Genomic DNA, 14,120 nt, shown 5'->3' on the forward strand with positions numbered 1-14,120 from the left:
TGTATTGTATGATTCAATCTGTTTCCGGTGTCTATTCGCTAGGTAAAGGTAGATTAACAAAGTTAGGTAAATCTAACTCTGAAATAAGAAATTAGTCAATAAAATTAGTCGGAAATATGGTAAAATCGGCTTCGCCGACACGACGATGACTTATTCCAAGTTAGCGCATTCTCGAAGTTCCCGTACGAATCAACAATGTCGCGCTGTATGAGCGCGATTGACAAACGATTTGCATTCAAGATAGTGTTAACATCTGTTACTAAAGTTAGGCAAGGCAAACTAAGGAGGAAAGGTATGACCGAAGAATTTGGGCGACCCATTGATGGTAATATAGAGGTCGCATCCGGTCACTGGGTTCTCGCCTCGCTGGGTAAGAAGGTACTGCGCCCGGGCGGTATCAAGCTTTCCAGAACCATGCTGCGCTTGCTCTCTATCGACGGGCGGGACGATGTCGTCGAGTTCGCGCCGGGACTGGGGGCAACTGCACGGCATACGCTTGGCTATTCACCTCGCTCATATACCGGAGTCGATAAAACCCCTGAAGTGGTTGAAATCATTAACCGGGAGTTCGATCATCCCCGGTACATCTGCGTCGAGGCGGATGCATCAAACACCGGCCTCGAGGATGAATCCGCCTCGGTTTTGTACGCAGAGGCGATGCTGACGATCCAAACCGATACGCAGAAGCTCGCCATCATGAAAGAGGCTGCCCGTTGTCTTCGAACCGGTGGGCGATTCGCGATACACGAAATATACCTATGCGACGATCAACCGAATGAAATCGCCGATGCGGTCCGCTCGGCCCTTACGGGTCAGGTCAGGCACCCGGTAAGGCCCGTTCGCATCGGCGAATGGAGGCTCCTCCTGGAGGAAGCGGGTTTTAGGGTGCGTGAGATCCGCAAAAAGCGGATGAAACTCCTCCAGCCCCTCCGAGTCATTTCCGATGAGGGTTTATTGCCTGCGATCCGCTTTTTCACGAGGGCGATGAAAAATCCCGCGGCACGGAAACGGGTCTCGGCGATGAGATCGGCGTTTCAGACACATCATCGTCATATGGGCGCTGTGCTCTTCATCTGTGAAAAGTTGTAATGAAAAAGGAGAAACACATGAAAAAACTATTTGTATTGGCGCTGCTAGTACTTCCCGTTGCGATATGGGCGACGGGAGCCCGCGAAACGACGGAAGAACCCGTCGAACAGATTGCGGTCGAACCCACTGAGGTCACTATCTCGGTTCCGACCGGCGCTCCGACCGTGGCGATCTCGAGATTGGCCGCCGAAAACCTTCCATCTGCGGAAGGCTATGAGCTGAAGTGGGATGTCGTTACCTCGCCTGATCTGATGGGCGCCCGGCTCGTTTCGGGGGAGGCGGACATCGCGATCGTCCCGACGAATCTTGCCGCCCGGCTGTATAACCAGGGTAAAGACGTACGTCTCGTCGGAGCGGTGGTATGGGGAATACTCTATGTGGCTGGAACGGAGCCCGCTGAATCCTGGGAAGATCTCCGAGGTAAAGAAGTCGGGATCTTCGGTCGAGGGTTGACACCCGATCTGGTGTTTCGGCATGTATTGTCGGAAAACGGACTGGATCCCGACGTTGATCTTACTCTGAACTACTTCGCCTCCGCTACCGAAATCGCCCCGGCGCTGATTACCGGAAAACTATCCATGAGCCTGATCCCCGAACCAATGCTCTCAATGGTTCTGAGCAGGAACGAGAATGCGAGCATACTGTTCGATTTGCAACAGGAGTGGGCCGACGTATCCCGGAGTGCCTCGAGCTATCCCCAGGCGGTCCTCGTGGCTCAAGCTGATTTTTTAGACGAACATCCCGATTTTTTCCAATCCTTCGTTAGGGAGTTCAGCCAAGCCAGCCTTTGGGTAAACGAGAATCCTCAGCAGGCCGGCGAGTACTCGGCGGCATTGATGGAAGGGACGAATCCCCAGATCCTTACCGCGGCTATTCCCCGCTTGAAGATTGACTTCGTGGATGCGGCGGATTCGCGCCCTGCGATCGAAGAATATCTCGGGGTCCTCCTCCAGGCGAATCCCGACTCGCTCAGCGGCGATATACCGTCCGATGGCTTTTACGAGATTCGATAGACTGATGATCGCTTCCGTGCCCGGCCGCTCGACCCTGATCTGGTCGGGCATTTCAGCGGTCTCATTCCTGCTCCTATGGTCGTTCGTCTCGATTATCGTCGATTCCCCATTGATTCTTCCCAGTCCGCTTTCGACCCTCGAGCGCTTCGCAATAATCATTACCGGTAAGTCGTTTATACGCATCATCGCCAGCAGCGGCCTGAGAATACTCGGATCGTTTTCAATAGCGCTCTTCACGGGTATCGCTTTTGGAATTCCCGCGGGGATCTGGCTCAGATTTGAGCAGCTTCTCTCAGCCCCAATGAGGGTGATGCGGGCCGTGCCTACCATGGGCATAATTCTCCTCTCCCTGATATGGTTGGATTCTGAAGGAGCGCCGTATCTCGTATGCGCTCTCGTCATCCTTCCGTTGCTCTACGGGGGGATGGTTTCTTCAATCAGGTCGATAGATTCAGATCTTCGCGATCTCCATCGCATATACGAAATTCCGTTTCTCAGGAAAGTCCTGAAATTCTACTTGCCCGCCGTATTGCCATCATTTCGTGGATCCCTTGCTGCTGCCCTCGGATTGAACGTAAAAGTCATGATTGCCGCCGAAGTTCTCAGCCAGCCTTCAATCGCCATCGGCACTTCATTCCAGATTGCCCGGGCTCAGCTCGACACGGCGGGGGTGTTCGCATGGTGCTTTATCGTGATTTTAATGAGTTCCGCCCTCGATGCGCTATTGAAAATCCTATTGCCGGCGGCTCCCGAAGAAAGCCTCAGGAATCGTACGAGTAAAAGCGAGGAATAAAAGATCATGTACGAAATGCGGAAGATCAGCAAAGCCTTTGGCGACAAACGGGTGATCCGGGATTTCGACATTGCCATCACACCCGGCAGCCACCAGGCCCTATTAGGGCCCAGCGGATGCGGTAAGACCACTTTGCTTAAGATCGCGTCTGGACTGACGAAAGCCGATTCGGGTATGCACACCTTCCCCGGAAAGGGCAGCATATCGTGGGTTTTCCAGGAATCCCGGCTTCTTCCCTGGCTGAATGTCCGGGAAAACCTTGAGTATATACTGCCCCAGACCCTTGGAAGAGCGGATCGGACCGGGCTGATAGATTCTCTACTCGAGATGATGGATCTGTCCGGTCACGGTTCACATTTTCCCCGGGAATTGAGCGGAGGAATGGCTCGTCGCATCGCCTTGGCCCGGGCCCTGGCGCCTGAGGCTGAAGTGATCTTCCTCGATGAACCGTTCACCGGATTAAACCCGGAACTGCGATGGAAAATCGCAGAAAAAACATTCGACTACTGCAGGAAGAGATCAAAAACCGTACTCTGGGTAACCCACGACGAAGGTCTTGCAGCCGATTTTTCCGATGATATACATCACTTCGGTTTGCGTCACTGATTTAACGGAGATTACGCTTTGTCTTATGGGTCTCCACGATCTTCCCGAGGATGCTTGTTCGCCGGCGGGTTTGATCGTCCTGCAGGTTTCGGCGACGGATGATGAACTTCAAGCATTTCTTCAAAAATTGAACGCACTCGACGACGTGCGCGCCAGCTCCCTGGCAATGTAACCTGGAGAGAAACTCCAGGACATAAAAATCCAATCTCGATAACCACCCGCTGTTGACATTTCTCTCATTTGTGGTATTATCTTAACTAACAGTTGAACAACTGTACAAATGAGCATAAGTGAGAATGACATGAAGACAGAATGTTGCGTCAATCAGGAAAATGTGGACATTGTCGTCGAGAAACTCATTCCCGAGGACGATATCGTCGATATTTCCGATATCTTCAAAATACTCGGCGATCCGTCCCGGATGAGAATCGTCGCCGCGCTGCGGATCAAGGAACTCTGCGTTGGGGATATTTCCGCTCTTATGGAGATTTCCCTTTCGGGCGTATCCCACCAGTTACGGTTGCTCAAGAAAAGCAGGATCATTAAATCCCGCCGTGAGGGGAAACTGATCTACTACTCACTGGATGATGATCATATCGAATCACTGATAGACATTGCCCTGGATCACGTCCGGGATGAAGGAACGTAAACGTGGTAAAAATGGAGCTGGAAAACCTACAGTGCGCTCATTGCGCCTCAGTAATCGGGGAAAAGCTTGAGCAGAAGGACTATCTACGGTCCGTACACATCAGTTTTGCAACGAAACAGCTAAAAGTAGAAAGCGATTTGGAATCAGAGGCGCTCTGGGCTCGGATTCAGGAAACCGTGGACGAAGTCGAGAGCGGAATATCCGTCGTTCTTACCGAACAGAAAAAAACCGCCTCCGAGAAGCAAATTAAGATTTCCGACATAGTAAAGAAGCATCTTCTACTGATAGCTGGTGTTATTCCTTTTGTCGTCGCATTAATCCTCAATCCGCCTCAACTTTGGTTGCGCATATTGTTGTATGGCGGCGCGTATGGTCTCATCGGCGGGGATGTGGTGACACGGGCAGTAAAAAATATTATGAAGGGGAACCTGTTTGATGAAAACTTCCTCATGACGATTGCGACCATCGGCGCGTTTGGTCTGGGCGAGCTCACTGAAGCCGCGGCGGTTATGCTTTTTTACAAGGTTGGTGAGGCTTTCCAGGATTTCGCTGTGGATAAGAGCAGGCGAAGCATCAAATCACTACTTGATATCAAAGCCGATACCGCAAATCTTTACCTGGACGGACAGCTCAGGTCCGTCGATCCCGCTGATCTGGAAATCGGGCAGGTGATACTCGTCAAGCCTGGAGAAAAAGTCCCGGTGGATGGCCAGGTGATTGAAGGGATATCATCGGTGGATAGCTCCGCACTGACTGGTGAAAGCATGCCCCGCTCCATGGAGCCAGGGGTTGAGATTCTAAGCGGCTTTATCAATATCAACAGTCCATTAAAAGTGCAGGTCACTGCACGTTTCAGCGATTCAACAGTCTCCCGTATTCTCGATATGGTCGAGTCGGCCAGTTCAAAAAAGGCGAAGACCGAGCAGTTTATCACACGCTTTGCGAAGGTATATACCCCTGTGGTGGTTATCGGGGCAGCGGCGTTAGCTGTTATCCCTCCGCTGTTGGGTTTGGGGGCGTTTACCGAATGGTTGTCCCGGGCTTTAATCTTCCTGGTCATCAGCTGCCCCTGTGCGCTGGTTCTCAGTGTTCCCCTTGGGTATTTTGGCGGGCTCGGTGCGGCCAGTCGCAACGGAATCTTAATCAAGGGAGGGAACTACCTGGAAGCCCTCAATCATATTGATACCTTCGTATTCGATAAAACCGGTACTCTGACAAAGGGAAGCTTCACCATAGAAAAGGTTTCCGGAAATAACACTCTCGAGCTGGCGGCCCTGCTGGAACAGCACTCCAACCACCCAATCGCCCTCTCAATCGTGGCGCATTATGGAAGCGAAAATCTCAGCGGAGAGCTCGATCAGGTAGAGGAAATTCCTGGTAAGGGTTTACGGGGCAACTATTCCGGAAAAGAGTTGTTGGTTGGTAATGCGCGCATCATGGCCGACCATAAGGTTGACATCGACTCAGAGGATTATCCGGGCACAAAAGTTCATGTGGCATTGGACGGGCAATATGAGGGTGCGGTTTTTATCAAAGATGAAATAAAAGACGATTCCCGTGATTTGATTTCGGCCATCAATTCAGAAGCATCGTCACAAACTGTCATGCTCACCGGCGATCAGAGATCGATTGCCGATCATGTCGGCAATGAACTCGCTGTGGGTGAAACCTACAGCGAACTCCTGCCTCAGGACAAACTGGCCCATGTCGAGAGGCTGGCCGAAACAGGACGCAAGGTTCTGTTTGCCGGTGACGGAATAAACGATGCGCCGGTGCTGGCAAGGGCCGATATCGGAGTCGCCATGGGCGCTTTGGGATCGGATGCCGCCATCGAAGCTGCGGACATGGTTATTATGTCCGATCAACCTTCGAAAATACTCGTGGCTCGCAAGATCGCCAGGAAAACCCGAGCACTGGTTTTACAGAATATCGCGTTCGCTCTGGCAATCAAGGTTTTCTTCCTGGCCTCCGGCGCATTAGGCGAGGCCAGCATGTATGAAGCCATATTCGCCGATGTGGGAGTCGCGCTTCTGGCGGTATTAAACTCAATGCGGATATTGCGGCCGATCAAATGATTCTCGGCCTAAAAAAAAGACTGCCTGGATATTAACCCAGGCAGTCCGAAACGCTTTGGAAAACGCAATGTGATCAGATACCGATCGCCAATGCACCGTATCCCACCACCAATGCGGCGGCGAATCCGATACCGGTTACGATAAGGGCATCTTTTCTGTCGGAAGCCAGGAGAGGGAAAATTCCATCCCCGCTGGTTGCAATTGCCGCGGCGATGAGCGCCGGCAGAGGGAAATTCGGAATGGCTGTATATGCTACCGCGACTGCGATCATACCACCACAACCCGGTGTAACCCCGATGAGGGCCGCGATCAGCACGACAACGCCGGCGGACGAGGTCATCCATGCGTCGAATCGTTCGGGACCGACAAGGACGTCAATAATGAAGTTGGCGACGAACAGGCCAATGAATACGAAAAAGACCACCAGGGTGATATCGGCAACTGAGGTATGCAGGTTCGTTCGGATATCTTCACCGGTTGAACAGCAGTTGCCGTGGTAGGCATAGCGGTATATCAAGTAGTAAATGATACTCACGACCGTTAATGCAATCGCCACATATACGGTTATGCCTTCAATTGCTGCGATGCCTCCGCCCCACAGCGCCATGATTGAGCCGGGTAGGAGAAACGCAGCCATCGCCAGAAGCAGGTAAAACCCAACATTTTCTACAAGGGTATTCACGAACGGAGAGCTCGTTTTGTGCTCATGAGTCGCTTCCGCTTCAACTGGTTCAGGTGCTTCGCCGATGTGCTTTCGGAAGCCGATGCCGTCAGCCACATAGCCCAGGATTACACCGACTACGAGCCCAACCGCGTTCACCACCAGGAATGCGGTAAGGTTCGCCGCTACATCTGCTTCATCAGATGCTCCAAGGAGGACGAACGAACCTTCACCAAGGGTTGCAACGAAAGTCGCCAACAGACCGCCGAAGGTGATCTTCTTCTTCTTGTACATTGAAGAGACGACTATGGTCGCACCGCAGCCGGGGATTATTCCCAAAAGACCGCCGATTAGCGGATGGGCCCATTTGGGACCGATCTGCCGGTCTCCGCTCAGCTTTTCTCTGGTGGCGAAGGTGATAAGACCCACCCCTATGATCGAGATCGAAACGTATCCGCCGATAACGCCGGCCGCTTCGAGATTACCTAATATGAATTCCCATAAGTTAAAATCCATAGTGGCTCCTATGTTTGGTATTAACTAACTTTAACAGCATCTCCTGAAAGTTAGCTGAGGCTAACTATAACATGTAAGCACAAATAGTCAATGGGTATTAACTTATTGTTACCGGAATCATACGATTATCGATAAAAAAAGAGCGATGAATCGGATCCTTTCTGCCCGGCACATCGCTCACACGTTTTGCACTCTTTATGCTATTTGCGGAATGCTATTTGCGGATCTCAACCTCGAGGATCCCAACCAGCTCGGCCAGCAGTCGCCGTTGACCCCTGAAGCCGGGGTACCCCAGCCGGTCCATGATGATCACCCGGTCGTTCAGGACGGCGGGTATCGTCTGCCAGAGCGGATCTTCCGTCAGCCGGGCGAGATCCTCCATTTCACCCTCGAGGAAAGGCGACTGAAGCAGGACGAGGATCTGGCCGTCGATGAGATCCAGTCGCTCGCTGCTGATAAACGCCCGTCCCTGACGGGGACGGAGGGTACCCCAAATCTCATCCCCCGGGCGAAGCGGAGCACCGAGGGCTTCCAGCTGGCTGGGCACTGGCACATCGCTGCGATACCACAGCGCGATGTTCGCCCCGGGATACACCGTCGCGACGGAGATCGACGGGATGCGTCCCGCAAGCGAATCTGCCGCCCGTTTGAATTCTGTGCGGAAATCCTCAACGCTCGACTCCGCTTCATCCCTGAGACCGAAAATCATGGCGGTCTGGATAAAAGCCTCGGCGGGATCGTCGGAGCGCACTACTACGGTGGGGGCGATCCTGCTGATGCGGTTATAGCCCCCCCGCTCGACGAAAAACTCGTGACCGATTATGAGGTCGGGCTCAAGGTTAACGAGATCTTCCATCGATATGCCCTCGGCCGATCTGGTGATCTGAATCCCCTCAAGCTCGTCCGGTTCGGCCAGCGCGATATCGGCAGGTTCGTTCGCCAGCGAGAATACCGGTTTAATTCCCAGCTCGATCAGATCCAGAAGCAGCCCTTCCTCAGCCAGTACCACGATGCGCCGGGGATCGTCGGGGATGGTCGTCTCACCCAGCATGTGCCTGATGGTCATTCCCGCCTCGCCGGACCCGATAAGTCTGATATCCAGGTCCCGTTCTCCGCCGCCGCGTGCAAACAGGGGCGAACTGAGAAAAACCAGGAAAAGCAGAAATACGGATACGCCGTATCGATACGTTTTCGTTGTGTTCATAATCTTCTCCACTTTTTGAATGCTATGCTACTCTGCGTTGATAGCCGTTGCCTCTTCCAGGGGCATGGGCAGCGGCAGTACTCCCCGTCCCCGGGGATCCGGTTCGAAATGCAGATCGATGCGGAATACCGATTCCAGGACTCCGGATCGGGCGATTTCATCGGGGGTTCCCTGCCTGATGATCCTTCCCTCATCCATTACGACCAGATGATCGGCATAGCGCATGGCCTGCCACAGATCGTGCAACACCATGACGATGCTGCGACCCTCGTTTCGATTGAGCCTCAGGCATATATCCAGCACTTCGACCTGATGGGCAATATCCAGAAAGGTCGTGGGTTCGTCCAACAGCATCACATCGGCATTCTGAGCCATGGTCATGGCGAGCATTGCCCTGCGGAGCTGCCCCCCTGAGAGGGAACCGACGGCCCGATCCCTCAATTCGGAGATATCGACGAGAGCCATACTTTCCTCGACTTCCCGCCGGTCGTCCCGGGACCATTGGGCATACCAACGCTGATACGGATATCTTCCGATCGTCACCAGATCCTCGACCCTGATATCGTCGGGCACGGCAGTACTCTGCTCGAGGAATGAGATTCGCCGAGCGAAGCGTTTACGATCGCGGGTCTTCTCCAGGCCGCGATCCCCGATGGCGGGAAAGGACAACTCGCCTGATTCGAGGGCCAACAGTCGGGCTGCGGTCCGAAGAAGGGTCGATTTCCCGCAGGCGTTCGGACCGATGATAACGCTGATTTTCCCCGCAGGAATTTCGAGGCCGATATCCCTGAGTACGGGGCGGTCCTCATAGCCGGCGTGCACGCCCTGTAATGAAATCGCCGCTTTGCTTCCCGGCGGCTCGGTAGCACAATCCGGCTCAGTATCGGAGCCGACCTGTGAATAACCGTCGAGGATCCTGCTCAATGGAAGCATAAACGGTCGGGCGGAGCTGCCTCGGGATAGTATATCGTTCTCAATCCCGTAAATGTCGAAAAGCGTTTCGGGCGTGATCACGTCTTCAGTCGCGCCGTGAACCAGAATAGTTCCGTCTTTGATGCCGATGACCCGCTCGCAGATATCCGCCGCGTCGTTCACGTCGTGCAGGACGCAGACCACGGTTTTCCCGTCCCTCGTCTTTAGCTCTGACAGCAGTTTGAGCATGTCGTGCCGGTGTGAAAGATCCAGATACGTCGTCGGTTCGTCGAGCAAAAGGATATCGGTATCCTGGGCGAGGGCCATGGCCATCCATGCCCGCTGGCGCTGACCTCCTGAAAGCTCGTCCAGGGATCGGGAACGCAGATCCGGTATTCCCGTTCGCGCGAGGGCATCGGTCACGGCGATCTCATCCTCCTGGGTCGGGGTGCTGAAGAATTCCTGATGGGGGTAGCGGCCCCTGCGGACCAGATCTTCCACCGTAATCGCCTCCGGAGCTTGGGAGCGCTGCCTCATGAGCCCCAGCCGCCGGGCCACCTCCCTCGTTGGCAGGCGGTGGATATCCTCGCCGTCGAGGAGGATCGCACCGCTCTTCGGCCGTATCAGTCGGGCGCAGGCCCGCAGAAGGGTGGTTTTGCCGCTGCCGTTGGCGCCGATGATTCCGGTGATGGTCGCATCTTCGATAATCCCGCTGAGGGATCGGAGGACCGGATCGGAGTCGCCGTATGCAATTGTCAGATCATGTTGCTGCAATCGGCTCATAATTTCACTCCCGTGCGATACAGGAGGTAAAGGAAGTATGGCGCTCCCAGCGCCGAGGTGATGATACCCGCGGGCAGCTCGAAGGGAAGCAGGTGAAGGGTGATCATATCCGCCCCGAGTACCAGGATGCCCCCCAGCGCCATGCTGAGGAACCAGACGGAAGACCGGATCGGTCCGGCGATCATCCGAGCCAGATGGGGCACCATAAGCGCAACGAAGCCGATCGGGCCGGTAGCCGATACGGCTACGGCGGCGAGGCCGCAGCTGATCAGGAGCAGTCCGAACCTGACGGTTTCGAGACGGACCCCCACTGCCTTGGCCTGGGAGTCACCGAGCTGAATTACCCGGAGGGGATGAAGTAACATACTCCCGAGGGGAACGAGCAGCGCCATGCTGATCGCCAGGATAGCCACGTCGTCCCAGCCGCTGTCGTAGAGGCTGCCGGCCAGCCATTGATATGCCCGGGCTATATCTTCGCTGCGCCCCACCAGGGTCATGTACGTAGTGAGAGCGCCGAAAATCGCATTCACCCCGATGCCGACGAGAACCAGCCGCGGTATGGATATATGCCCTTTCCAGGTCAGGCCATAGATAATCAATGCCGCGGCCAGTGCGCCGGCGAATGCCGCGGGAGCGACGAGATAGGTCGGGATCCGATAGACATAGAGGAGGATCGCCATCAGTCCCGCGCCGGCGTTGATGCCGATGATGTCGGGGGAGACCAGCGGGTTCCGGACAATGCCCTGCAACAACATCCCCGACCCCGCCAATGCCCCTCCGACCAGAAGTGCCGTCAGGAGCCTAGGCAGGCGGATTTCCATAACGACCAGTGTAGAACGGGCGTCGCCGAGTCCCCTGAAAACCTCCAGGATTTCTGCCGGACTCAACGTATAAGCTCCCGTTATCAGCGCGATGCTGCCCAGGCCAAGCGCCAGGGCTAATGCGATGAGAACGAAGGACACCCGTCGGGGATGCCAGCGCAGGGATACGGGGCCGATTTCCAGATGTTTATGCGGCTCTCGCGTATGCTTCATCATAATCCCGCCAGTTTCCTGCGCCTGGCCAGGACGATCAGGAAGGGTGCGCCGATGAGGGCCGTCACGATGCCCACCGGAATTTCGCCCGGTCGGGCGGCGATCCTTCCGAGGATGTCTGCGCCTATCAGAACCGCCGGTCCGGCCAGGATGGAAAAGAACAGTATCCGGCGATAATCCGGACCGGTGAAACTCCTGATTATGTGAGGTACCGCCAATCCGACGAATGCAATGGGTCCCGCCGCGGACACCGCCGAACCGCTGAGGAGGACCACCAGGATTGCGGTTATTCCCTTCACCCTGGAGGTGTTCATTCCCAGGACCATGGCCGTCTCGTTTCCGAGGGCGAGCACGTTGAGCTGATGCCCCAGAAGAAGGAGGCCAGTGCTCGCGAGGAATACGAAGGGAAAGAGGCTGAAGAATACCTCCATATCCCGTCCCGAAAGCGATCCCGCCATCCAGAACCGGACGATCTCCAGGGTTTGCTGGTCGAGGATGAGTATGGCAGTGGTCCATGCGCCGATCAGTGATGAAACGATGACCCCTGCCAGCGCAAGTTTGGCCGGTGATGCTCCCGCCCGCCCGGAGGAGGCGATTATGAACACCAGGGCCGATACCGACAGTCCGCCAGCGAAGGCGAACCACACGTAATGTATCGGCCGGGTAATGCCCCAGAGGTAGATCGCGATCACCACGGCAAACGCCGCTCCGGCGTTCACCCCGAAGATCGACGGGCCTGCCAGGGGGTTGCGGGTTACCGCCTGCATTGCCGAACCGGCGACGGCGAGGGCTGCGCCGGCCATGGCCGCCACCAGGGTGCGGGGGATCCTTAAGGTGCGAATGACGATCTGTTCGTAGACATCGGGATCATAGGAGAAAATCGCGTCCATCATCTGCCCGGTACTGACTGCCAGGGTTCCAAGCCGGAGGCTTGCCATGATCAGGAGCAGAAGAAGACCGAGGAGCGAAAGCCAGTATAAGAAAATAAGCGGTGAAATCCCCCGGGCCCTCGTTCCCGCCGAGTCCGGGGCATGGTAGCGCTTGTCATGACTTGAATGATCCTCCCGGAATATTCCGAATGCAACCCTGAAAGTTAGTGGATGCTAACAATCTTGATTAGACTACCAACGTATAGTAAAATCCCGATTTATGGAAGTCATCGATACCAAACGAACGGCGAGCGTAATAGCCGTCTTGCTGATAGTGTCAACTGCGCTTTTCGCCTCCGCCGGCTCCGAATCGACCGTCGGCGGACTCGACACCATTCCCCAGAGGATCATTGCCCTCGATCCTTTTACCTTCGAGGCAATGGTCGCTCTGGAAGCGCCGATTATCGCGACATCAAGGATTTACATCGAGGAATTTCTTCAGAAATTTCCCGAATACGAGGAGCAGCTTCAATCGGTAGTTCGTCTGGAGCTCCCCGCCGATCCCGAAATACTGCTGTCTCTCGAGCCCGACGCGATTCTCGGGCGTCGCACCGCCATCGAAGGATCCCTCAGGCGCTTGTCGAGAATTGCCCCTACAGTGGTTTTTGCTAATGAATCGAGCGCAGACTGGCAGGAAAGCGCGGCGTTTTTCGCCGCTGCCATCGGGATGACGACGGAGTTCGATCTCCTGGATTCCCGCTTTCGGGACCGTCTAGCGCTTCTGCAAATCGATCTGCGTCGGCGCTACGGCGATGACTTGCCAACGGTCTCGCTCCTTCGGATTATGCCCGGCCGATTGCGCCTTTATTTCACCAAATCCTTCGCCGGAATCGTTATAGACGGAGCCGGCTTGAGCCATCCGGATCATCAGCAGGAACTGATCGATCGTTCAGGCCGCGGCGCATCGCTGTATAACCTGTCCCTGGAGGAACTCCGTTTGGCGGACGCAGATTACGTATTCGCCTATACCACCGAAGGTCTGGGCGATGACGAGGCGCAGAGGTATCTGAATGAAGTCCGGGAACAGAGCCTCTGGGCGAGCCTTGATGCCGTTAAAAACAACCGGGTGTTTATCGTGGAGAATAATTGGTTTGCCGCCGGATATATCGCTGCCGATGCGATAATCGACGATCTGTATCAACACATACTCGACACAGGCGCATCGGCTCTGCCATGATCGACGTGGGAGAAATCGTTAGGATCCATACGCGCAAGCGATAGCAGTTTTGAATCGCGGCGTGTATTGCTGTATGCTACAATAAAAGAGTTGGCTCGTCCGGACCCCGGGTTGTACGAGCTCTCAGGAGAATACGCATTATGACCGAATACAGCGAATCACTGGAAATGTATCTGGAAACCATACTCGATTTGTCAGTGGATGGAGACGAGGTTTACTCTGTCGATGTGGCAAAAAAGCTCAAAGTATCAAAGCCAAGCGTGAATCGCGCGCTTGGCATACTTAAGAATGATGGTATGATCAATCACGAACACTATGGAAGCATCAGCCTCACAAAGCAAGGTCTGGCGCTTGCCGAAGATGTGAGGCTTCGCCATGATTCTATCAAGGCATTCCTGATCTGTTCCCTTAACCTGGATCCCGCTCTGGCGGAAAAAGACGCATGCCGCATGGAGCATATTCTTTCCCCAGGAACCCTCGAGGCTATTAAAGATTTCGTCAAATCCCATACCAAAGAACCGACGTAAATATATGGTAGACTAAAGAACCGCCCAAGACTACTTGAATGCGGGCTTAAAGAAAAGCATAGAGCTGGTGGAGAGAACTTTAGCCAGATACCATTGAACGAGTAATCTCAGTCCTCCATTATCATAACTCCTCGAATCTACAGTCATTAATA

The 14,120-nt window shown here is 54.6% G+C and carries 13 protein-coding genes; 8 read left to right on the plus strand and 5 right to left on the minus strand.

Annotated features, from left to right (window positions below; translation table 11 throughout):
• Nucleotides 1-294 precede the first annotated feature (294 nt).
• From L21SP2_RS02765 to L21SP2_RS02790, 6 genes are all read left to right on the plus strand, one after another.
• Nucleotides 295-1,089 carry a class I SAM-dependent methyltransferase gene (locus tag L21SP2_RS02765; RefSeq protein ID WP_024266949.1) on the plus strand — a complete coding sequence of 265 codons (795 nt, stop codon included), beginning with the start codon at nt 295-297 and terminating at the stop codon, nt 1,087-1,089.
• 17 nt (nt 1,090-1,106) lie between these two features.
• On the plus strand, nt 1,107-2,102 hold the full coding sequence (locus L21SP2_RS02770; RefSeq protein ID WP_024266950.1) for an ABC transporter substrate-binding protein: 996 nt from the start codon (nt 1,107-1,109) through the stop codon (nt 2,100-2,102).
• 4 nt (nt 2,103-2,106) lie between these two features.
• Complete coding sequence (locus L21SP2_RS02775) at nt 2,107-2,895, plus strand: ABC transporter permease (RefSeq protein ID WP_169730411.1); 789 nt, start codon at nt 2,107-2,109, stop codon at nt 2,893-2,895.
• A 6-nt stretch (nt 2,896-2,901) separates the two neighbouring features.
• Entirely contained in the window at nt 2,902-3,501 is a 600-nt protein-coding gene (locus L21SP2_RS02780) for an ABC transporter ATP-binding protein (protein WP_024266952.1), read from the plus strand.
• A gap of 301 nt (nt 3,502-3,802) precedes the next feature.
• Entirely contained in the window at nt 3,803-4,150 is a 348-nt protein-coding gene (locus tag L21SP2_RS02785) for an ArsR/SmtB family transcription factor (RefSeq protein WP_041401066.1), read from the plus strand.
• Between the two features lie 11 nt (nt 4,151-4,161).
• On the plus strand, nt 4,162-6,225 hold the full coding sequence (locus tag L21SP2_RS02790) for a heavy metal translocating P-type ATPase (protein WP_053335747.1): 2,064 nt from the start codon (nt 4,162-4,164) through the stop codon (nt 6,223-6,225).
• A 73-nt stretch (nt 6,226-6,298) separates the two neighbouring features.
• Here L21SP2_RS02790 and L21SP2_RS02795 read toward each other — a convergent pair whose 3' ends face one another.
• From L21SP2_RS02795 to L21SP2_RS02815, 5 genes are all read right to left on the minus strand, one after another.
• Nucleotides 6,299-7,402: a putative manganese transporter gene (locus L21SP2_RS02795; protein WP_024266956.1), complete on the minus strand. Its 1,104-nt coding sequence runs from the start codon at nt 7,400-7,402 to the stop codon at nt 6,299-6,301.
• Nucleotides 7,403-7,616: 214 nt separating this feature from the next.
• Complete coding sequence (locus tag L21SP2_RS02800) at nt 7,617-8,606, minus strand: ABC transporter substrate-binding protein (protein WP_024266957.1); 990 nt, start codon at nt 8,604-8,606, stop codon at nt 7,617-7,619.
• A 27-nt stretch (nt 8,607-8,633) separates the two neighbouring features.
• A complete protein-coding gene (locus L21SP2_RS17855; protein ID WP_024266958.1) occupies nt 8,634-10,301 on the minus strand; it encodes an ABC transporter ATP-binding protein in 1,668 nt (555 codons plus the stop codon).
• A complete protein-coding gene (locus L21SP2_RS02810; RefSeq protein ID WP_024266959.1) occupies nt 10,298-11,338 on the minus strand; it encodes a FecCD family ABC transporter permease in 1,041 nt (346 codons plus the stop codon). The genes L21SP2_RS17855 and L21SP2_RS02810 overlap by 4 nt, the downstream gene beginning before the upstream one ends.
• The gene (locus L21SP2_RS02815) at nt 11,335-12,408 is read right to left on the minus strand and encodes a FecCD family ABC transporter permease (RefSeq protein WP_341871930.1); all 1,074 of its coding nucleotides are present in this window, start codon (nt 12,406-12,408) and stop codon (nt 11,335-11,337) included. The genes L21SP2_RS02810 and L21SP2_RS02815 overlap by 4 nt, the downstream gene beginning before the upstream one ends.
• Nucleotides 12,409-12,538: 130 nt before the next feature.
• Between L21SP2_RS02815 and L21SP2_RS02820 the strand changes: the two genes are divergently transcribed.
• A complete protein-coding gene (locus L21SP2_RS02820) occupies nt 12,539-13,441 on the plus strand; it encodes an ABC transporter substrate-binding protein (RefSeq protein ID WP_244437960.1) in 903 nt (300 codons plus the stop codon).
• Nucleotides 13,442-13,581: 140 nt separating this feature from the next.
• Nucleotides 13,582-13,968 carry a metal-dependent transcriptional regulator gene (locus tag L21SP2_RS02825; protein ID WP_024266962.1) on the plus strand — a complete coding sequence of 129 codons (387 nt, stop codon included), beginning with the start codon at nt 13,582-13,584 and terminating at the stop codon, nt 13,966-13,968.
• The last annotated feature ends 152 nt before the right edge of the window (nt 13,969-14,120 follow it).

This window comes from Salinispira pacifica, assembly GCF_000507245.1.
GTDB classification, from domain to species: domain Bacteria; phylum Spirochaetota; class Spirochaetia; order DSM-27196; family Salinispiraceae; genus Salinispira; species Salinispira pacifica.

Coding starts and splice junctions, on each gene's coding strand:
- L21SP2_RS02765 (WP_024266949.1), top strand. CDS start 295: ATGACCGAAGAATTTGGGCGACCCATTGATGGTAATATAGAGGTCGCA.
- L21SP2_RS02770 (WP_024266950.1), top strand. CDS start 1,107: ATGAAAAAACTATTTGTATTGGCGCTGCTAGTACTTCCCGTTGCGATA.
- L21SP2_RS02775 (WP_169730411.1), top strand. CDS start 2,107: ATGATCGCTTCCGTGCCCGGCCGCTCGACCCTGATCTGGTCGGGCATT.
- L21SP2_RS02780 (WP_024266952.1), top strand. CDS start 2,902: ATGTACGAAATGCGGAAGATCAGCAAAGCCTTTGGCGACAAACGGGTG.
- L21SP2_RS02785 (WP_041401066.1), top strand. CDS start 3,803: ATGAAGACAGAATGTTGCGTCAATCAGGAAAATGTGGACATTGTCGTC.
- L21SP2_RS02790 (WP_053335747.1), top strand. CDS start 4,162: ATGGAGCTGGAAAACCTACAGTGCGCTCATTGCGCCTCAGTAATCGGG.
- L21SP2_RS02795 (WP_024266956.1), bottom strand. CDS start 7,402: ATGGATTTTAACTTATGGGAATTCATATTAGGTAATCTCGAAGCGGCC.
- L21SP2_RS02800 (WP_024266957.1), bottom strand. CDS start 8,606: ATGAACACAACGAAAACGTATCGATACGGCGTATCCGTATTTCTGCTT.
- L21SP2_RS17855 (WP_024266958.1), bottom strand. CDS start 10,301: ATGAGCCGATTGCAGCAACATGATCTGACAATTGCATACGGCGACTCC.
- L21SP2_RS02810 (WP_024266959.1), bottom strand. CDS start 11,338: ATGATGAAGCATACGCGAGAGCCGCATAAACATCTGGAAATCGGCCCC.
- L21SP2_RS02825 (WP_024266962.1), top strand. CDS start 13,582: ATGACCGAATACAGCGAATCACTGGAAATGTATCTGGAAACCATACTC.